The sequence below is a fragment of the Mycoplasmopsis ciconiae genome, from assembly GCF_036350065.1.
GTDB lineage: Bacteria > Bacillota_I > Bacilli_A > Mycoplasmatales > Metamycoplasmataceae > Mycoplasmopsis > Mycoplasmopsis ciconiae.
Window position 1 is genome coordinate 31,093 of the sequence record NZ_JAZDWZ010000002.1, and the last position, 20,128, is coordinate 51,220.

The following is a 20,128-nucleotide window of genomic DNA, read 5'->3' on the forward strand; positions in this document are numbered from 1 at the left end:
CAGTCAATTAACGATTTATATTAACAAGAGTCATTATGGCTCTTGTTTTTTTGTGTAAAAAAAGAGCCTTTAATAGGCTCTTATTTATTATGTATAGAATTATAAGCATCAATTCTACTCAATGCTTTTTTAAGTTTTAACTCTAAAAGTACATTTTTGTCATTATCGTATTTAAGAAGTTCTTTTTCAGCTCACTCTTTGTCTCTTTTTGCTCTAGCTATGTCAATATTTTTAAAATCAATAATATCGTCTGTTATTATGTTTATTGTGCTAGAGTCAGCATAAACCAAACCACCACCAATAGTAAATTTAGCGTAGTTTGGACTTTTTTCGTTTTCGATTGTTAAAAAACCTACGTCTATATTCGAAAAAAATGGCGCACGATTTGGTTGTAATCCTATATAACCATTACCAGCTTTTAAAGTTACTAGCGATACATCTCCCTCATAAAATTTAGCATCGGGAGTTAAAATTGTTAAATGAACTGTTTTTTTCATTATTTTTTATTATTATATCTAGCTATAACTTCATCAATATTTCCTGCATAACGGAAAATATCTTCAGGTAAATGATCTAATTCACCGTTTAAAATAGCTTTAAAACTTCTAATGGTATCTGAAAGTCTTACATATTCCCCTTTAATACCTGAGAATTTTTCAGCAACGTGAAATGGTTGAGAAAGAAAGTTTCTGATTCTTCTTGCTCTGGCAACAATTTTTTTATCTTCTTCGCTCAATTCTCCCATACCTAAAATTGCGATAATATCTTGCAATTCTTTAAAACGTTGAAGAATACTTACAACACCTTGAGCTGTGTCATAGTGTTCTTGTCCTACTATTAAAGGATCTAGTAATCTTGATGAACTTTCAAGCGGATCAATAGCTGGATAAATTCCTAAAGCTGCTATATTACGATCTAAAACAGTTTTAGCATCTAAGTGAGTAAAAGTTGTTGCAGGAGCTGGATCAGTTAAATCATCAGCAGGAACATAAACAGCTTGTACACTTGTGATTGATCCTCTACGTGTAGAAGTTATTCTCTCTTGAAGTTGACCCATTTCGGTGGCTAAAGTAGGTTGATATCCAACCGCACTTGGCATTCTGCCTAATAAGGCACTAACCTCACTACCAGCTTGTGTAAATCTAAAAATGTTGTCAATAAATAATAAAACATCTTGATTTTGTTTATCTCTAAAGTATTCAGCCATTGTTAAACCTGTAAGCGCAACTCTCATACGTGCACCTGGGGGTTCATTCATTTGCCCAAAAACTAAAGCTGTTTTATCTAAAACACCCGCAGCTTTCATTTCGTAGTAAAGGTCATTACCCTCACGAGTTCTCTCCCCCACTCCAGCAAAAACACTAAGTCCATTATGTTGGGTGGCGATGTTATTAATTAACTCTTGAACCAAAACAGTTTTACCTACTCCAGCTCCACCAAAAAGACCAATTTTACCTCCCTTTGCAAAAGGAATTAAAAGGTCAATAACCTTGATACCAGTTTCTAAAATTTCAGAAGTAGTTTTTTGTTCTTCGTATGAAGGACTAGGTGCGTGAATAGGATCTCTTTCAACGCTTGAATCAATAGGTCCTAAATTATCAATAGGATTTCCTAAAACATCAAACATCCTTCCTAAAACTTTTTCACCTACAGGTACACTAATAGGTTTACCTGTGTCAATAACTTCCATACCTCTGCTTAAACCATTAGTAGAAACCATCGCAATAGTTCTAACAGTATCATCACCAATGTGTTGAGCAACTTCTAATGTGTAAATTTGATTATCGTAATTAATTTGTAAGGCGTTAAGTAATTTTGGTAATTTTCCATTTGCGAATCTAACGTCAACAACTGGACCTAGAATTTGGACAACAACTCCATTTTCTTGTTTCATATTACCTCCCTTTTTATTATGTTGCATCTGCTCCAGATACAATTTCTGTAATTTCTTGTGTAATTAAACCTTGTCTTGTTCTGTTGTAATCTAATTTTAGTTTATGATTTAACTCACTTGCGTTATCTGTTGCGCTTTCCATTGCATTTCTTCTAGAAGCCATTTCTGAAACTTTTGAAGAAGCACCTAAAGTATAAATCATACTTGAAAGGTATAAAGGCACAACGCTTTTTAAAACACTTTGAGCGTTTGGTTCGATTTGTAAAACCGCCGAAGCGTTATTTTTATTTAAATTTTTATCATTTTTTTGATTGGATTCAAATGGTAAAAGTCTTTTAATTCTAGCTTCTTGTGTTACGTTGTTTACAAATTCTGTATAAACTAAATTAATAGATTTAACTTTGTTTGTTAATAATAAATCAAGCGCACGAGTAGATACGACACTGGCAGTTTGATATTCTAATCTATCTCCGTAATTAGGAATTTCATTAATCACTAATTCTTTAAAGTTAGAATTTCTAAAAAATCCAACTCCTTTTAAACCTAAAACAATTACTTTGTCTTGGTTTTTTAAATTATTTTTTAAGATGTTAAAAATGTTTGAATTATAACTACCACACAATCCTAAATCGCTAGTAATAACAACATATAAATCACTTGAATTTGTTCATTTAGGAAAAATTGTTTTAAGTTCATTATCTTTTAAGTGAGACATTAATTTTTTAATTGTATCTTCAAGATAATTTTGGTACTCTTGAACATTTAAATATTCTTGTTTGTATTTTCTAAGTTTGCTAGTGGCTACTAATTCCATAGCGTGAGTTATTTTTTTAGTACTATTAACAACGTTAATTCTATTTTTTAAAGCGTTTAAATTTGACATCAAACACCTCTTAGATTATTTAGATTTTTCATCTTCTTTTAAAAATTTAGCAGGAAAAGGTTTGTACATATTTGGGTCATAGTTAGGGATTGTAAGAATAATTGACTTAACTATATCTACTAACACTTTTGTTAGTGCTTCGTAGTTTTGTGGCGAAAGAACTTTTGTTTCTTTTATTTCTTCGTATATTGTATGTCCATCTACATCACCTTCAAGATACTTAATTACTGCATCACGATAATCATGCATATATTCTTTTGGAAGAGGGTTAATAATTCTTTCTTTAACCCCTAGTAATATAGCCACTTGTGCCACTTGTGGGATTGGTGAGTATTGTTCTTGTTTAAGAAGTTCATAAACCTTAGCTCCATGATCTAGTATTGTTTTAGTTGATTCGTCCAAATCACTACCAAATTGAGCAAAGGCTAACATTTCATTGTATTGAGCCAATTCTAATTTTAAAGATCCAACAACACTTTTCATAGCTTTGGTTTGTGCAGAACTACCCACACGTGAAACACTAAAACCAACATCAACAGCAGGTCTTTGTCCTGAGTTAAATAAATTTTCCCTTGTGAATATTTGACCGTCAGTTATTGAAATAACATTTGTTGGAATATATGCTGAAATATCACCTTGTTGTGTTTCAATAATCGGCAATCCTGTGATAGAACCACCACCATAATCCTTATTAACTCTGGCAGCTCTTTCTAAAAGTTGTGAGTGTAAATAAAACACATCACCAGGATAAGCTTCTCTACCAGGTGGGCGACGAAGTAAAAGTGAAAGTGTTCTATAAGCTATAGCATGTTTAGATAAATCATCATAAACAATTAAACAATCATTACCTTTTTCCATTCACTCTTCAGCAATAGTAACACCAGTATAAGGTGCTATATATTGTTGCGGAGACATTTCGCTAGCACCTGAAACAACAACAGTTGTATACTCAAGCGCCCCAGTATCTTCAAGTTTTTTAACTATTTGTGCAACAGTTGAATTTTTTTGACCTATAGCAACATAAACACATTTAACGTTTTTACCTTTTTGGTTGATGATTGTGTCAATGGCTATAGCAGTTTTTCCAGTTTGTCTATCACCAATGATTAATTCTCTTTGACCCTTACCAATAGGAATCATACTATCAATAGCCATAATTCCAGTTTCTAAAGGTTGATTAACTTCTTGACGAGACATAACCCCTGGAGCTACTTTGAAAATTTCTCTTCTTTTTTTGGTTTTAATTTCACCTTTACCATCAATAGGTCTTCCTAAACTGTCTAAAACTCTACCAAGAAGTTCGTCACCAACATTAACACTAATAACTTCACCTGTTCTTTTTACATAATCACCTTCGCTAACGCTATTAGCATGATCAAAAAGCGCAATACCTACAACTTCTTCTTCAAGGTTTAAAGCTAATCCATAAACATTATCATTTACTACGACAATTTCTGAGTTCTTAACTTGGTCAAGACCATTAACTAAACAAATTCCATCTCCAACAGTTACAACTCTACCAGTTTGAGCGTAATCTATTTTGGATTCAAAGTTTTTAATTTGATCACGAATAATTGCTGATATATCATCGATTGTGTTAGCCATCTAAACCTCCTTATCTTTTATAATGTAATTTTTTAATTTTAACAATTGATCTTGTATGTTATTTTGAATAATTTCACTTCCTATTTGAATTTTATAACCACTAATTAAAGAAGGATCTATTTCGGTTTTTAATTCAATTGTTTTTCCGTATATTTGTTCTAATTTGCTTTTAATTTTAATAATGTCTTTATCGCTAATTGGCTTTGCCACAGTTATTTTAGCAAACTGAATGTTTAATTTAACATTCGACATTTTTAAGTATTCAATCATAACTCTTTTAATTAAAAATGCTTCTTTTCTTTGGATGCAAACTTTAATTAAATTAATAAAATCTTTAGAGTAACCTTTTAAAATTTTGTCTAAAAATTCGAACTTATTTTGATTAGGAATGCTACTATTGTTTAAGTAAAAAATCATTTTTGGGTGCGTAATTATGATGTTTTTAAAATCATTAGCTTCCTTATGAGTTTGCTCAAAAAGTTTTGATTCTTTAACTAACTCATATAAAGCAATTGCATACCCGATTGGATTTGAATTATTTTTATACATATGTTATTTATTTTTTGATTTGTTCAACATCTGAATTGATAAAATCATCAATAACTTCTTGGTGATCAAGTAATTTTTCGTTTTTTGTAATGATTTTTTTAGCAATTTCAACAGCAGCTTCTGCTATTTTATTTTTACTTTGTCTTTCGAATTCTACTTTTTGGGCTGCTATATCTCTGTTAGCTTCATCTAATAAATATTTAGCATCCCTTTTAGCCTTAGCTGTATAAGTAATGATAACTTTTTCAGCTCTCATTTTAGCTTTGTTTACGATAACATCCGCTTGTTTGTGAGCTTCTTCTAATTTAGCATTAGCTTCATTAGTTTTTTGAATAGCTAATTCTTTCTCACTTAAAGACGCGTCTATATTTTTTTGAATATAATCATGACGCTCTTTCATTTTTTTCTTAATTGGTTTATAAAAAAAGAAAACTAAAAAACCAAAAGCTAAAGCAAAAGCTAAAATTGTCGCAATCATCATCGGAATATTAGGAAAAACGTTTAGAAATTTTTCTGAAAAACTTTGACCTAGATCCTGTGGAGTGTCGATTGCAAAATTATTTTGTAAATTTTGTAGCATTTTGAAATTTATTTATTGTAAACAAAGAATAATAAAATAGAAATTAATAATGAGTAAATAGCACTTGATTCAGCAATAGCAACACCGATAATTAACATGGTTCTAATTTTTGATTCAGCTTCTGGATTTCTTCCAACAGCCTCAGCAGCTTTACCAGCAGCATATCCTTGTCCGGCTCCAGTACCAATAACCCCAATCATTGATAAACCAACACCAATAGCAACTAATCCACCATTAAATGTAGTAGATTGGGCTACAGCTGTTGTGCTTTCAGCAGCTTTATCAGCAGCTTGTGTTGTAGCTTCAGCTGCGTATGAGATAAGATTTGATAACATATTCTCTCCTTCATTATTTTTAATAAACTGTTTGTTTTACTTTTTTAAGTGTTAAAAATTTAAATCTTTTTTTATTGGTTTTTTCAGCTTCTTCAACAGGAATTTCATTTGTCCAATATGCAGCCGTTAACATAGCAAAAACATATGCTTGAATAACTGCCCCAAATAAGTCAAAATATAAATGTAAAAATGGTGTAACAAAAGGTGCGAAGAAAAATCATTCATGATTATTTAAACCTGGTATTAAAGTCCATAAATAACCAGCTAAAAAATAAATCAAAGCAACAATTGTAGAACCACCAATGATATTTCCATAGATACGGAAACTAATTGAAATAAGTGGAGTAAATTGTCCGATAATGTCAATAGGATTTTTTAAAAATTTAATAAAAAATCTTAATTTGTTATAAATTAACCCAACTACATAAATACCTATAAATGTGGCTAATCCTAAAGTTAAAGGAACTGAATAACTTGTGGCGATCGGTTCAAGTCCAAAAATTGCTACTAAATTACCAATTAAAAGAAAAACTCCTAAAGTAAAAATATAAAGTCTAGATTTACTTAATTTATTAAGCATCACATCATCAAAAGTATTGTCAAAAAATGAAACAAATGATTCTGAAATTAAAACTATACCTTTTGGAGCTTCGCTAGCTTTAAGTTTTTTAAGTTTAAAAAATACTATTAGTGTAAATATAATAATTACCAAAACAGTAACAATTAAACTTAATAACTGCGGCTGATTTCAATTAGAAATTAGTCTATCTCACATTATCACTTCCTTTCTTTTTGTTTTTTTTATAATAAATAACCCAAGAAATTAAAGCATTTAATTGCGTACTTAAAAGTGCGTATATAAAAGTTAAATAATTAATTGGACCGTTATTTGCATAACTAAAATTTAAAACTGGGTTGTTTTTATTGACAAAAATAATTGCAATAAGAAAAACACTAAAAAAGATTAAAACAAATCATGTTTTAAGTATAACGATAATAACAGCACGACTTTTAACTTTTGATATTTTAATTTGGTTAGCAACCTCATTAGTTAAAAAAATAAAAAAAGATACCAAAACGCCTATAGAATAGCCTAATAATAAAGAATAATTTATTTTAATTAAAGCTAAAAAAACAATTAAATTTATTGCTACAAAACTAAAATTAAATAAATAAAATACTTTTATAAAACTAACGCTATTTTTTATCTTGTTTTGGCGGTGCATAGTTTAATTTTATACCTTTTTTACTATATATATACTAAATTTATTATAAAAATAAAAAACAAAACAGACTTAATTAAAAGTCTGTTTTATAGTGCTTTTAGTCAAAAAAATTATTTTTGAATTATTGAAAATTTAATATGTTCTGTGTTTTTGGTTAATATATCAGCCTCAAGGTCCATAATCATATTTAACTCTTTTTCTAAACCTAAAGCAGTTATAATATCTGGTTTAGTTACAGGGTTTTTAGGAGCAAAAAGTTCGCATGTTTCGTTTGCTTTTAATATTGATGTTTCATATGTTCCTATTTTTTTAGCTATTTCAATAATTTCGTTTTTGTCATATGTTAAAAGAGGTCTTAAAACAACTTTATTTGTTACGGAACTAATAACATTCATGCTCTCAAGTGTTTGACTGGCTACCTGTCCTACGTTTTCACCGTTACTAATAGCAATAATTTGATTTTTTGAAGCGAAACTAGAAGCAATACGATAGAAACTTCTACGCATAAGAGTAATTTTGTATGATTGATTTGATACCATTGACAAGTAATTCATTAAAACAGAATAATCGACAATGTTTAAGTGACTTGTGATTTGGTATTTAGTTAATGTTTGAACTAAATTTTTAAGTTTGTTGATAGTTTTTTCGTCTGTTTGTGGAGGGGTAACAAAACTTAAAAAATCTACTTTTAAACCTCTTTTCATTAAATTAAAAGCAGCAACAGGACTGTCAATACCACCACTTAAAAGATGAACTACCTTACCAGAAACTCCTACAGGCAAGCCCCCAAGACCTTTTATATAATTGGTAAAAATATAAGTTCTTTCTTTTCTAATTTCCACATAAAAAATTTGATCAGGATTGTGAACATTAACTTTAAGTTGTGTATTTTTTAAAACATGTGTACCTAAAATTTGGTTTAAATCAACAGATTTTATAGGAAAAGTTTTATCATTTCTTCTTGATTCGATTTTGAATGTTTTACTTTTGGGTAAAACCAAAGATAAGATTTTATCCTTAAAAAGTTCTAAATCATTTTCAACAACATGAACAATAGAATATGAACTAATTCCAAAAACGTATTGTAATTTTTCTAAAACTTCATTAGTGTAATTTAAATACATACGATCGAATTCAACTTTTGGTTTTTGACCTGTTATTAGTTCGATATTGTTACTTAAAACATTTGTGAAAAATTTTCTATTTCCACCCTTTAGAACTAATTCACCATATCTAATTAGTATTTTTTTAGTCATATTAGTTTTTATCCTTTTTATTTCTATTTATTTGATCAAGAATTTCATAAGCTTGTAAGAAATCTTTTGAATCATATAAATAAATAGCATTTTGGTAGTTAATTTTAATTGTATCACTATTTATATTTTTTAATTTGTCTATTAAGAAATCACACATTTGTTGGTATGTTTTGTTTTTTGTGTACAGGTTAATTAAGTAATTAATTTTATCGCTATAGTTTTTTAAAATTTCTTTAGCTGAATTATAGGTAAATTTATTAATTTCAATATTATTTTCATTCAATTTATCTAGATAAATTTTATATAAATTATCTAACTCATCAAAATGATAAAAATCTCTTGGATTAAAAAAATCGCTTTTATTTTCCAGTAACTGAAAATAAATTTTATGTGTTTGTAAAAAATATTTAGGAAAATCACTAAAAATAAACTTTTTAAAGAATTGCTCATTCTTAAAATTGTTAAAGAATTGAATAATTAAAAGTGTGTTTGTTAAAAAGTATTCAATGTTTTGAATAATTTTTGAAATAGGCACATCTTTAGTGTTCATCATATTTTTATAGTTGTTTTGATAATTTTGATAAATATTCATCAAATCAGTATTATTACTGAAGTGATTATCATTATGAATATAAGAACTAATTAATGAAAAAAGTGTTAAAAATTTAGATTTTTGATTATTTATAAAACTAATAACTTGTTTTCTGGTTTTTATTTCTTTGAAAGAAGAGTACAAAATATGGTATGTATCTAAGGCCAATTTTTTAAGATTATTAAAATCATGTTTTTGGTAATCTAAAATTTCACTTTCAAAAGACTTGATCAGGTTTTTGTTTTCGATTGGGTTTTTGTTTAGTAATTCAGGTAAATTATTAAAAAGCATTCACTCAAGATCAATTACTTGATCTGTTTCTAAAACTAAATCTAAAACTTTTTTCTCTAATGAAACAATTTTGTCGTCAATTAAATCTAAGTCAGTATCTAATTTTTGATCATTAATTTCTGTTAATTGATTAGAAAGATTATTAATTTTTTGAATTGTCAAAGGTCCTAATTTTTTGATGTTAATCGCGTTTTTATTCAAATATTCTCTTAAAAGTGTTGTTATATCGAGAATTTTGCTCCATGATTCATCAATTGTATTAAGTTGTTTGCTTAAATCGTTACTTTTATTAGCAAAATCTAAATATAAAGAATTAAATTCTTTGTGTTGTTTTTTGATTGTTTTGTTGATGCTAAATAAATTTAATAACTTAAGTTTTTTGGTTGCTAACTTTAGCGAAATAATACTGTTTTTTAGTTGATTCTTTAAATTTTGCATCTGTAAATTTAAAGAACTAAGATTTGTGTATAAATGCATAAAATTATCATTTTTAGCATGCTGTGAGAGATTGAAAAAACGATTTAAGACATTATCTGATTTTTGGAGTTTAGTGTTGACTTCGTTTTGGATGGCTGTACTTTTGTCTCTAAGAATTTTGATCATTATTTTTCAAGATAAAATAATTTGTAAAATAAGGAAAACAATAATCAAAAAAGCCATTATTGAAATTAATATTGTCTTATACATGATTTAAATTTTACTAAATAAATAAAGCATCTTGGAAATTACAATATTAACTTTTAGTTGAAACTTTAAGAGATCATTTTTCTGGTTTTTCAATTTTAAACTCACTTATAGCTTGATCTAGTTCTTCTTCAGTTAATGCTTTACCATTTATAATTTGAGTGTATAAATAAGCGCTATAACCCACATAATCAAATTTTGGTTTGGGCTGCACCAAATCATATGTTAATTTTCCGCCTGTGCTTAAAGGTTCATAAACTGGTATGTTAGTATCTAAAAAAAGATCTTTTAATTCTTTTTTTAGAAGAGAGACTTCTTTAGATAGTCTCACAATATCTTCAGCAATTAATTTAGCTTTTTCAATATCAACAACTTTTAAATCCATAAAAAACTCCTAAGAAAATAAAAAAAGCCACATCTGTGACATATGGTGCCCAGGACAGGACTTGAACCTGCATGGATTGCTCCACTAGATCCTTAGTCTAGCGTGTCTGCCAATTTCACCACCTAGGCATTTGTGTTAAAATTATAACATAAAAAAACTTGTAAATGATTTAATTTTTTGTAAGGAGTGCTAAAAAATGGAGCTAATTAAAGCTGGATATACCAATAAATCGTACAAAGATAATAATATTTTTTATCAAGAAAAAATTTTAAATGGTTTTAATCATAATATTGATTATTCATTATTATCAAATTTAGATTTTGTACCTAAATTAATTGAAAACACAGATGAATATGTTAAGTGAGAGTTTATTGAATCAAAAAAAGTAAAAATGGACGAAAAAACACTTAAGCAAGTGGCTGATACTTTTAAAAAATTACATGAATCTAAGATAAAGCTACCTAAAAATTCAATGGCTCGTAGAATCAAAGACTATCGTAACAAAGTTAATCAATTGGATAGAAAAATTGATGTTTTAGACCATTTTTATAAAAGAGTTAACAATATTTTAAAATATAGCGAAACTAACAGACCAATACATAATGATTTATACTTTTCTAACATATTAATAGACCAAAATGAAAAAATGTATTTTGTGGATTGAGAATACGCTTCAATGGGTGATAAGCATTATGATTTAGCTTTATTTATTTGTGCTAGTGATTTAAATAAAGAACAAGAAAAGATTTTCTTGGATCAGTATGATAGTTACTGAGAAGAGTATTTAATTCAACAAAAAATTATGGCTTATTATTTTATAATAATTTGAGCAGCTTCTAAAGTACAAATACCAATTAATATTGACTATTTTATTAAAAAAATTAAAGAAGTAGAAGCTGAATTTGACTACAAAAAAGCTAATAATCTTTTTAGACAATAACTTTATTAATTATTAATATAAAAAATACGAAACAATCGTTTCGTATTTTACTTTTGATGTTTATAAGAATAATTAGTTGTTTTTAGCGATTTCAACTAACATTGCGAATGTTTTAGGTTCGTTAATAGCTAATTCAGATAACATTTTACGGTTAATTGTAACATTAGCTTTTTTAAGTCCGCTGATAAATCTTGAGTAGCTCATTCCTTCAGCTCTAACAGCTGCATTAATACGAGCGATTCATAATTTACGGTAGTCTCTTTTAACTTGTTTACGGTCTCTAAAAGCATATGTTCATGATTTAACAACAGCTTGTTTAGCAACTTTGTAACCGATTGATTTGTGCCCGAAGTATCCTTTAGCTAATTTTATTCATTTTTTACGTCTTTGTCTTGTAACTGTTCCACCTTTAACTCTCATAATTTAAATTCCTTTCTAAAATATATTTTTATTTAATTGTAAATAACGTTTGTAAGATTATTTATTTTAGAATAATCCTTTAAATCTTTTAAGGTCGCTTTTTGACATTAAAGCAGCTTTACGTGATTGACGTTTTTGTTTAGTTGATTTGTTTTGCGCTAAGTGTGAACGGAAAGCTTGTTCTCTTAAAACTTTACCAGTTCCTGTAACTTTAATACGTTTTTTTAACGCACTTTTAGTCTTCATTTTTGGCATTATTCTCCTTCTTTAGCAACTTCAGCATTAGCATTGTTGCTGCTGTTTTGTTCTTTTAAATATTTTGCAATTTTTTGTTTATTTGGTTGGAGATTCATGTCGAGGAAACGATCATTTACCAATTTTGGTTCTTTGGTAATTTCAGCAATATCTTCAAGTGTTTTAAAGAATTTGTCCAGAGTAGCTAAACCTAAGTCTTGACGACCCATTTCACGACCTCTAAGTTTAAGAGAAACTTTAATTCTATCCCCTTTTAAAAGAAACTCACGAGCTTTTTTAGATTTTGTTTGTAAGTCATGATCACCAATCATAGGTGTTAAACGAACTTCACGGTTTTGGATGTTTGTTTGTTTTTCTTTTAATTCTTTTTGTTTTTTCTTACGGTCATATTTGAATTTTCCATAATCCAATATTCTAGCAATTGGTTTAGGTTGAGCTTGTATTAACACAAGATCCATTTTTTCATTTTTAGCCATTTCGACAGCTTCTTTAGTGTATTTAACACCGATTTTTTCTCCGTCAGCTCCGATAAGGAAAACTTGTTTAAACGGTATTGCTTCATTTACGTAGTGCTCTGCACTAGGTTTCTTCATTTTTGGTTGAATAATAAACTCCTTAAAATAAATTGTATAAATAAAAAGTGGTTACCCACTTCTTCTCTACTAAAAAAGGCATCAAAAAAATAATGATACATTTAATTGTAGCAAAACCCAAAGCTATAGCAATCAGGTGAGAAGTGTTTTCTACTTTCTGCAATTAAATATTGCTTTTATATTTTAACATAATTTTTTTGATTGTTATCTTGACGCTTGCTTAATTTTTATTTATTAAATTTTTCCTATATACCTATTAACAAGGCGAATATAAAAAATAAAGAACTATCATAACAAAAAATAGTTCTTTATTTTACAAAAATATTATTTATTTTGAATTGATTCAACACCTGGTAAAGCTAATCCTTGTAATAATTCTAAACTAGCTCCTCCACCTGTTGATACGTGTGAGAATTCTTTTTCCATTCCTAATTTTTGAACAGCAGCAACACTATCTCCACCACCAACTACGCTGTAGCAGTTTGGTAATTTAGCAATAGCACGACAAACTTCTAAAGTTCCATCTTTAAAGTGTTCAAATTCAGTAACTCCCATAGGTCCGTTTCAAACAACTGTTTTAGCTCCTTCTAAAGCTTTAGCGAATAATTCTTTAGATTTTGGACCTAAATCTAATCCCATGTATCCTTCTTGAATGTCGATGTCTTGAACTTCACCTTCAACATCAGCAAATTCTTTAGCTACTAAGTGATCAACAGGTAAAATAACTTTTGAACCGTAGTTTTCTAAGAATTTTTTAGCTAAGTCTAAGTAATCGTTTTCAACTAATGAATTACCAATTGAATGACCTTGAGCTTTTAAGAATGTGTAAGCCATTCCTCCACCGATAATCATTTTGTCAGCAATTTTAACTAAGTTTTCTAAAACTTGAATTTTATCTGACACTTTTGCACCACCAATAATAGCAACATAAGGGTGTTCAGGATTTTGGATAGCTTTATTTAAGGCTGAAACTTCTTTTTCCATTAAGTATCCTAAAGCAGATTCTTGAATGTTTGAAGCGATTCCAACATTAGAAGCGTGTGCACGGTGTGCTGTTCCAAAGGCATCATTAACAAACACATCACCTAAACTTGCTCAGTATTTTCCTAATTCAGGATTGTTTTTGCTTTCTGCTTTAGCATTTAAGTCTTCAAAACGTGTGTTTTCAAATAATAACACGTCACCTTCGTTCATTTGCGCAATAGCTTCTTCTAATTCAGCACCACGAGTAGCAGCAACGAATTTAACAGGTTTTTTAAGTAATAAAGCTAATTCTTCAGCAACTGGTTTTAAAGTTTTACTTTCTTTGTCAGCTTCTTCTTTAACTCTTCCTAAGTGAGAGAATAAAATTGCTTTTCCACCTTCGTTAATAATTTTTTGAATTGTTGGTAAAGCAGCTGTAATTCTTTTTGTTGAAGTAATAACTCCATTTTTGATAGGAACATTAAAATCAACTCTTAATAAAACTTTTTTACCTTTTAAGTTTAAATCATCAATTGTTTTTTTCATTGTAACTCCTTTTTGTTAGTTAATATAATTATAATTTTTTTAAATCAAAGATTTTTAAAATATCTTTCAACAAAAAATTAATTTTTGTAATTAGTTCCATTTATTTTTCTAATTCTAAAATTATGTCTCTAAGTTCAATAGCGCGCTCATAATCAAGCTCTTTTGCTGCTTGATTCATTTGTTCGCGTAATTTTTTAATAACTTCTTCTTTGGATTTTTTATCGCTTTTAGACATTTTAGAACTGGCTTGTTGTTTTGCTAAAATCGCTTCTATTGCATTAGAAATATCATGACCTTGAATAGGTTCGGGAATAGGTTTGATAATTGTTTTGGGAGTGATGTTGTGTAATTGGTTGTATTCAATCTGGATTTTTCTTTTTTCGTTATTATCATCAATTGTTTGCTGCATACTTTTGGAAATTGAATCACAATATAAAATAACTTTACCATTTGCGTTTCTGGCTGCTCTACCAACTATCTGAATTAAACTAGTGGTATTACGCATAAAACTTTCTTTATCAGCATCCAAAACCATTACCAAAGAAACTTCCGGTAGATCAATTCCCTCTCTTAAAAGGTTAATTCCAATAACAACTTCGTAAACACCTTTTCTTAATTTTCTTAAAATTTCATTTCTAACAAAAGTATTATGTTCTGAGTGAATATAAGCTGCCTTAATTTTTTTTGAAATTAAATAGTTACTCAACTCTTCAGCTTGCCTTTTGGTTGTTGTCAAAATCATGCTTCTTTGATCATTCTCTCTTTGTTTTATGAGTGAATCGTAAATGTCTTCAATTTGATTTTTTGTACTTCTAGTTTCAATAATTGGATCTAAAAGCCCTGTAGGTCTAACATATAAACGTGTAACCACTCCGGCACTTTTGTCTAATTCATATTCTCCAGGTGTAGCACTAATATATATTTTTTGGAGATTTATTTCTTCAAATTCATCAAATTTTAATGGTCTATTTTCAAGTGCACTTGGCAATCTAAAACCATAATCAACCAAATTTTTTTTACGAGCATAATCACCCTTGTACATACCTCTAATTTGAGGGATCATCATATGAGACTCATCAATAAAAACAATTGCATCTTTAGGTAAATAATCAAAAAGCGTATATGGTTTTTGACCAAAAGTCCTTTGATCTAAGTACATTGAGTAATTTTCAATCCCAGAACACATTCCAAATTCTTTTAAATCATCTAAATCATTATTAACACGATCATAAATTCTTTGACTCTCTAATAATTTATTTTTTTTATTAAAGTATTCGACTCTTTTGTTTAATTCTTCTCTAATCATTGGAATTATTTTGTCGTAGATACTGCTTTCAACTGTGTAGGCTTCACCAGGGAAAATTCTAAATATTTTCTGACGTTTAATTACATTTTTGCTTAAAGGATCAACTTGGACAATATTTTCGATTTCTTCACCAAAAAAATCAACTCTCAAAAGATATTGATCATTATCTGCTGGAGCAATTAATACTGAATCACTTCTAATCATAAAAGTACCAGGAACATGATCAGTATCATTTCTTTGGTATTTGATTTTAACTAGCTTATTAAGAAAGTTTTTAAAACCAAATTCCATACCTGTATAAATTTCAAATGAGTTAACTTGATATTCATTTGGGTTTAAAGCCCCGTAAATACTACTTACACTAGCTACAACTATAACATCTCTTCTTGTTAAGAGTGAATTAACAGTTGACATTCTTAAAAGTTCTATATCTTGGTTAGTTTGGCTAGTTTTTTCAATAAAAGTATCGCTAGAAGGGATATATGCTTCAGGACGATAATAATCAAAATAACTAACAAAATACTCAACAGCATTATCAGGAAAAAAGCTTTTTAATTCGCTATAAAGCTGACTTGCTAGTGTTTTATTATGACTTAAAACTAAAACTGGTCGGTCAAATTCTTTAATAACATTTGCGATTGTAAAAGTTTTACCGCTACCTGTTACTCCTAAAAGAACTTGATCTTGTAAGTTTTCCTTAATTCCTTCGCATAACTCTTTGATAGCCTTAGGCTGATCACCACTTGGTTTATAATCTGCTTTTAATTTAAATATTGACATATTTTTATATTATAAAAATATTTTTCAACAAAATAACTAAAAAAAGAAATAAAAAAAATGGCGATCACGAGAGGATTCGAACCTCCGACCACAAGCTTAGAAGGCTCGTGCTCTATCCATCTGAGCTACGCGACCACGCTATATTATTTTAGCATAAAAATATTTTGCTCACAAAAATTTTTGGATTTTTTTGTGCTGGGCTAAAGCGCAATTGAAAAATACGAAGTTTGATCAGTACGTTAGTCTTTAAAAAAACAAAAACATTGATAAAGCCAAAAACAAAGTCCAAAATTCAATTAATAATTTTTAGCACACTAATCATTTATATAACAAATTTGAAAACATCTAAAAAAACCAACACGTTTGTTGTTGGTTTTTATCCAATTATATTTTTATAAAGAGGGTTGCAGATTTATAATTTTATTTAATTTTTGCTCTTCACTTTCACTAAAGTGGTGTGAAACAAAGATGTAAGATCTTGGGTCTTTTAATAAGAAATCAAAAATAATTTTTCTTGTTTTTGGGTCAATACTTGAGAGCATCTCATCTAAAATAATTAAACTTTTATCACTTAAATAAGCCATTAAAAGTAATATTCTTTGTTTTTCACCACTTGAAAGTGTTTCAAAATCGATCATATTATCTTTTGCAAAATCAATTCTAAAAATTGAGATTAATTCATCTTTAGTTATTGTTTGGTTATGATAATTTGAAAATAACTGTTGCAGATCTATTTTTTCTTCAAGATTAATTTCGTTATTTATAGACATTATATTGGCTGAATTCTCACTAAATTCACCATAATATGTATTGTTATAAACAACACTACCTTGATAGTTATCAACTAAATTGTTGATTATATTAATTAAAGTTGTTTTACCGCTACCGCTAGGCCCTTTAATTAATATTTTTTCGGCACTGTTAATTGTTAAATTAAAATTATTGAAAATTTGTTTTTCTTCATATGAAAAATTAATATTTTCTAATTTTACAAATTCTAATTTTTCTTTTTTAATTAAACTTGGGTAATAAATTTGAGCTTCATCTTTTTTAATTTTACTTAAGATTCCTTTTAGTTGTCCAACTCCAAATATAGCTTTAAACATTCCATTAATTGCATTTGAAAATACTGATTCGTGAATAATAACTAAAATCAATAACTCAAAACCGATAATATCTTGTTGAACCAAAAAGAATGCCGCAATAATTACTGATGAATTAAGTAAGAAATTAATAAAGCTAATTATTGAATCAAAAACATTTTTGGAAATATCAATCTTTAATTTAGTTTTTGTATTTTTAGAAATTTGTTTTTGTCTTAAATTTAAAAAGTAAGGCTCTTTGTTGTTAAAAATAAAAGTATTAATTGAAAACAACAATTTTGAAGTAATTGCAAAAAAGTTATTTTTATTATCACTTACTTGCTTTTGGTATTTAGCACCAAAACTTTGAGCAAATAATGAAATGAATAATTTTAAGATTGAAACTCCTAAAAAGATTAATAAAAGTTGTCAAGATACAAAAATATAAATAATAGATATTCCGACGAAAGTCATTGTAATATTGGTTAAAAAAGAAAATATAACACTAAATTGAGCTACGAAATTTAAGTCATTTTCTAAAAGATTAACCAATTGTGTGTTATCGTTATTTTTTAAATATCTTGGATGAGCTTTAGTTAATTTTTCAAAATATTTAATTCTGAGAGTGTTATGAGTATAGTAAATTGCTTTTATATATAATTTTTGGCTAAAACCTGTAAGTAAGGCTTGAAAAATTTCAGCCAAAATAAAAATAGATAACATTAATAAACTTTTTGTGATGTTGTCTTGAACATTATAAATAACGTATTTTAGAATTTCAATTGAAAAATAAATTGAAAGTATTTGTGAAACCGAAACTAAAATTGAAATTAATATTAATTTAAGGTGAACTTTTTTATTTTCTTTAATAACATTAATTAGCTTCATAAAGTTCTCCTTTTTCTATAATGTAAGTTTTGTCAAATTTATCGCTTAAATCTTGTGTTAGTGTATGCGAAATCATAATGATGGTTTTATTAGAGTTTATTAAATGGTTAACAATATTTTCAAGATTTTTCTTATCTATATTTGAAATAGCCTCATCAATAAAAATTCATTCGTTATCACTTAAAAGACTTCTAAGTAAATTCAATCTTTGAATTTGACCTAGTGAGTATTGTGGAGATTCAACATTAACCTCTTCTTCAAAGTTTAATTTATCTAAATCAAAAAGTTTAATTAAGTTAGCTTCTTGTTCATTTAATTCTCTGTCACTAAAAATAATGTTATTTTTAAGTGATCCTTCAAAAAATTCCATTTCTTTGTTGATTATTGTGACTTTTGGAAGTTTTTGAGAGACATTTTGAATTTTATTGTTTTGATGATCAAAATATTCAACAAGTTGATCATGATCTAAAAATTTATTTAGTAGTAAAAATAATGTTGATTTTCCTTCTCCACTTTGACCATTAATTAAGATTTTTTGATTTTGGTTTATTTGTAATTTATCAATTTTTAGTTTCTTATTTTCATTAATTTGATAATTAAAATCTTTAAGGTTAATAGCAGATAAACTTTGTGTTGAATTTTGATTAAAATCAACTATGTCAAATAATTTTTTGTATTCAAAACCTAATGATTCAACATTATTTTTAAATTTTAGCTTTTGAATACCTATGTCGGTTAAGTTTGTGATAGCTTGTGTAACGTTTACAGACATACTATGTGAAAGAAAAATTACAGAAGCGTAAATGCTGATAGTAATTAAATCTGGTTTATAAATAAAAAATAATGTACCCACTAAAAATAAAGATGCAAAAAATAATGAAGCACTAACACCAGAAATAGTTTGTAATTTCATATATTTTGTACTGAATTTATTTATTGTTTTTAAATATTTGTTTCCAAAATCACTTTTGTATAAATCTATTAAATGCGCTTGTTTGTCAATGCTTTTGTATGATGTTATTAAATTAACAAATTTAAGTGATTTGTCTAAAGGTTTTTTAATGATTTCTAATTCCAAATCACTTGCGTCATTAATTTGTTTTTTCATCAAAAAAGGAATCATTAAAAACACAAACAATAAAGGTAGTGTGTAACTTAAAGTAATAGGTGAGCTAACACCTAAGGCAACAACTAATCCAAGAAGCTCAAAAGACATTAACACGAAGCTTAGAATTGGCATGTAATAATCGCTTACATATCTTAATAACCCTTCACTTAAGAGATAAAAGTATTTTTGATTGTCTTTTGAACTTACATTTTTGGGGTTAGCTTTAAGTATTTTTTCAAATATTTTTTTATGGATAAAATTAACTAAAGTTTTTCTTAAAAACGATTTTGTAATATTGTATATAAACATTATTATTACGCTTGTAAGTACCAATGCTAAATAAATTCATAAATCAGCACTAGTATCGGTTATATTTTTGATTAATTTCTGATAAAAAAACAAAGTAAAGTAATTAACCAAAAAAACTAAGGCTAATATTAAAAATATTAACGAAAATATCTTTTTATTTTGTTTTATTAATTTCATCTTCCTCCTTTTTATATTCATATAAAATCAAAATAAATAATTATTAAACAAGAGAGTTTTTTGTTTGGTAATTTAGTAAATTTATTTTTGAAATGATTAATAATAATTTATTGATTTTAGTTAATGTTTGTTTTACAGGTCATGCTTAAGCTAGTTTGTAAATACATTAACATAATTTAAACCCGTATTCTTTTAATAAAAAAGAATCTCTCGACAGACCCATGCCGCAATTTTAATTTTATAGGATTAGAAAAACAAATTTTGTGAATTGTGTCAAAAAGTTAAAAAAAGCCTTTTTTGAAAACTTATTTTTCACATTTTGGCTCTGATTAGAATTTTATATTTATGATTTTTAAATTTAAAGTATATTTTTGTGAAATTATAAAAAGGCAACTTTCAAACTTAAGCATTTAATTTGGTTTTGAATAAATTTGCTTGAATTTTTATTAAGTATGTTTAATATTTTTGTTTTAGGTTATCA

General features: G+C 27.6%; 20 protein-coding genes and 2 tRNA genes. 1 reads left to right on the top strand and 21 read right to left on the bottom strand.

The features are described from left to right. Positions 1-80: 80 nt before the first annotated feature. The 13 genes from atpC to V2E24_RS00780 all read right to left on the bottom strand — a co-directional run bounded on the left by atpC (position 81) and on the right by V2E24_RS00780 (position 10,408). Positions 81-497: an ATP synthase F1 subunit epsilon gene (atpC, locus tag V2E24_RS00720; RefSeq protein ID WP_330500513.1), complete on the bottom strand. Its 417-nt coding sequence runs from the start codon at positions 495-497 to the stop codon at positions 81-83. Next, on the bottom strand, positions 497-1,894 hold the full coding sequence (atpD, locus tag V2E24_RS00725; RefSeq protein ID WP_330500514.1) for a F0F1 ATP synthase subunit beta: 1,398 nt from the start codon (positions 1,892-1,894) through the stop codon (positions 497-499). The genes atpC and atpD overlap by 1 nt, the downstream gene beginning before the upstream one ends. 16 nt (positions 1,895-1,910) lie before the next feature. Beyond that, positions 1,911-2,777 carry an ATP synthase F1 subunit gamma gene (gene atpG, locus V2E24_RS00730; RefSeq protein WP_330500515.1) on the bottom strand — a complete coding sequence of 289 codons (867 nt, stop codon included), beginning with the start codon at positions 2,775-2,777 and terminating at the stop codon, positions 1,911-1,913. Between the two features lie 15 nt (positions 2,778-2,792). After that, positions 2,793-4,382 (bottom strand): F0F1 ATP synthase subunit alpha, encoded by a 1,590-nt coding sequence (gene atpA, locus V2E24_RS00735; protein ID WP_330500516.1) that lies wholly within the window; start codon positions 4,380-4,382, stop codon positions 2,793-2,795. Continuing rightward, complete coding sequence (gene atpH, locus V2E24_RS00740) at positions 4,383-4,931, bottom strand: ATP synthase F1 subunit delta (protein ID WP_330500517.1); 549 nt, start codon at positions 4,929-4,931, stop codon at positions 4,383-4,385. A 7-nt stretch (positions 4,932-4,938) separates the two neighbouring features. Continuing rightward, positions 4,939-5,511 (bottom strand): ATP synthase F0 subunit B, encoded by a 573-nt coding sequence (locus V2E24_RS00745; protein ID WP_330500518.1) that lies wholly within the window; start codon positions 5,509-5,511, stop codon positions 4,939-4,941. Between the two features lie 8 nt (positions 5,512-5,519). Next, positions 5,520-5,738, bottom strand: a complete 219-nt coding sequence (gene atpE, locus V2E24_RS00750; protein ID WP_330500584.1) for an ATP synthase F0 subunit C — start codon at positions 5,736-5,738, stop codon at positions 5,520-5,522. Between the two features lie 127 nt (positions 5,739-5,865). Continuing rightward, on the bottom strand, positions 5,866-6,621 hold the full coding sequence (locus tag V2E24_RS00755; protein ID WP_330500519.1) for a F0F1 ATP synthase subunit A: 756 nt from the start codon (positions 6,619-6,621) through the stop codon (positions 5,866-5,868). Then, positions 6,611-7,072: a hypothetical protein gene (locus V2E24_RS00760; protein ID WP_330500520.1), complete on the bottom strand. Its 462-nt coding sequence runs from the start codon at positions 7,070-7,072 to the stop codon at positions 6,611-6,613. The genes V2E24_RS00755 and V2E24_RS00760 overlap by 11 nt, the downstream gene beginning before the upstream one ends. A 110-nt stretch (positions 7,073-7,182) precedes the next feature. Beyond that, a complete protein-coding gene (thiI, locus tag V2E24_RS00765; RefSeq protein WP_330500521.1) occupies positions 7,183-8,328 on the bottom strand; it encodes a tRNA uracil 4-sulfurtransferase ThiI in 1,146 nt (381 codons plus the stop codon). Between the two features lies 1 nt (position 8,329). Continuing rightward, positions 8,330-9,898 (bottom strand): hypothetical protein, encoded by a 1,569-nt coding sequence (locus V2E24_RS00770; protein WP_330500522.1) that lies wholly within the window; start codon positions 9,896-9,898, stop codon positions 8,330-8,332. A gap of 46 nt (positions 9,899-9,944) precedes the next feature. After that, positions 9,945-10,280, bottom strand: a complete 336-nt coding sequence (locus tag V2E24_RS00775) for a hypothetical protein (protein ID WP_330500523.1) — start codon at positions 10,278-10,280, stop codon at positions 9,945-9,947. Between the two features lie 43 nt (positions 10,281-10,323). Beyond that, positions 10,324-10,408, bottom strand: a tRNA-Leu gene (locus V2E24_RS00780). Positions 10,409-10,476: 68 nt separating this feature from the next. Here V2E24_RS00780 and V2E24_RS00785 point away from each other — a divergent pair. Continuing rightward, on the top strand, positions 10,477-11,220 hold the full coding sequence (locus V2E24_RS00785) for a phosphotransferase (protein ID WP_330500524.1): 744 nt from the start codon (positions 10,477-10,479) through the stop codon (positions 11,218-11,220). A gap of 72 nt (positions 11,221-11,292) precedes the next feature. Here V2E24_RS00785 and rplT read toward each other — a convergent pair whose 3' ends face one another. From rplT to V2E24_RS00825, 8 genes are all read right to left on the bottom strand, one after another. Beyond that, positions 11,293-11,640 carry a 50S ribosomal protein L20 gene (rplT, locus tag V2E24_RS00790; RefSeq protein WP_330500525.1) on the bottom strand — a complete coding sequence of 116 codons (348 nt, stop codon included), beginning with the start codon at positions 11,638-11,640 and terminating at the stop codon, positions 11,293-11,295. Positions 11,641-11,706: 66 nt separating this feature from the next. After that, positions 11,707-11,895: a 50S ribosomal protein L35 gene (gene rpmI / locus V2E24_RS00795; RefSeq protein ID WP_330500526.1), complete on the bottom strand. Its 189-nt coding sequence runs from the start codon at positions 11,893-11,895 to the stop codon at positions 11,707-11,709. After that, a complete protein-coding gene (gene infC, locus V2E24_RS00800; RefSeq protein ID WP_330500527.1) occupies positions 11,895-12,488 on the bottom strand; it encodes a translation initiation factor IF-3 in 594 nt (197 codons plus the stop codon). Before infC ends, rpmI begins: the two co-directional genes overlap by 1 nt. A gap of 324 nt (positions 12,489-12,812) precedes the next feature. Beyond that, the gene (locus V2E24_RS00805; RefSeq protein WP_330500528.1) at positions 12,813-13,997 is read right to left on the bottom strand and encodes a phosphoglycerate kinase; all 1,185 of its coding nucleotides are present in this window, start codon (positions 13,995-13,997) and stop codon (positions 12,813-12,815) included. Positions 13,998-14,097: 100 nt separating this feature from the next. Next, positions 14,098-16,083: an excinuclease ABC subunit UvrB gene (gene uvrB / locus V2E24_RS00810; protein ID WP_330500529.1), complete on the bottom strand. Its 1,986-nt coding sequence runs from the start codon at positions 16,081-16,083 to the stop codon at positions 14,098-14,100. A gap of 58 nt (positions 16,084-16,141) precedes the next feature. After that, positions 16,142-16,218, bottom strand: a tRNA-Arg gene (locus V2E24_RS00815). Between the two features lie 257 nt (positions 16,219-16,475). After that, positions 16,476-18,053, bottom strand: a complete 1,578-nt coding sequence (locus V2E24_RS00820) for an ABC transporter ATP-binding protein (RefSeq protein WP_330500530.1) — start codon at positions 18,051-18,053, stop codon at positions 16,476-16,478. Next, positions 18,040-19,647: an ABC transporter ATP-binding protein gene (locus V2E24_RS00825; protein ID WP_330500531.1), complete on the bottom strand. Its 1,608-nt coding sequence runs from the start codon at positions 19,645-19,647 to the stop codon at positions 18,040-18,042. Before V2E24_RS00825 ends, V2E24_RS00820 begins: the two co-directional genes overlap by 14 nt. Positions 19,648-20,128: the final 481 nt, after the last annotated feature.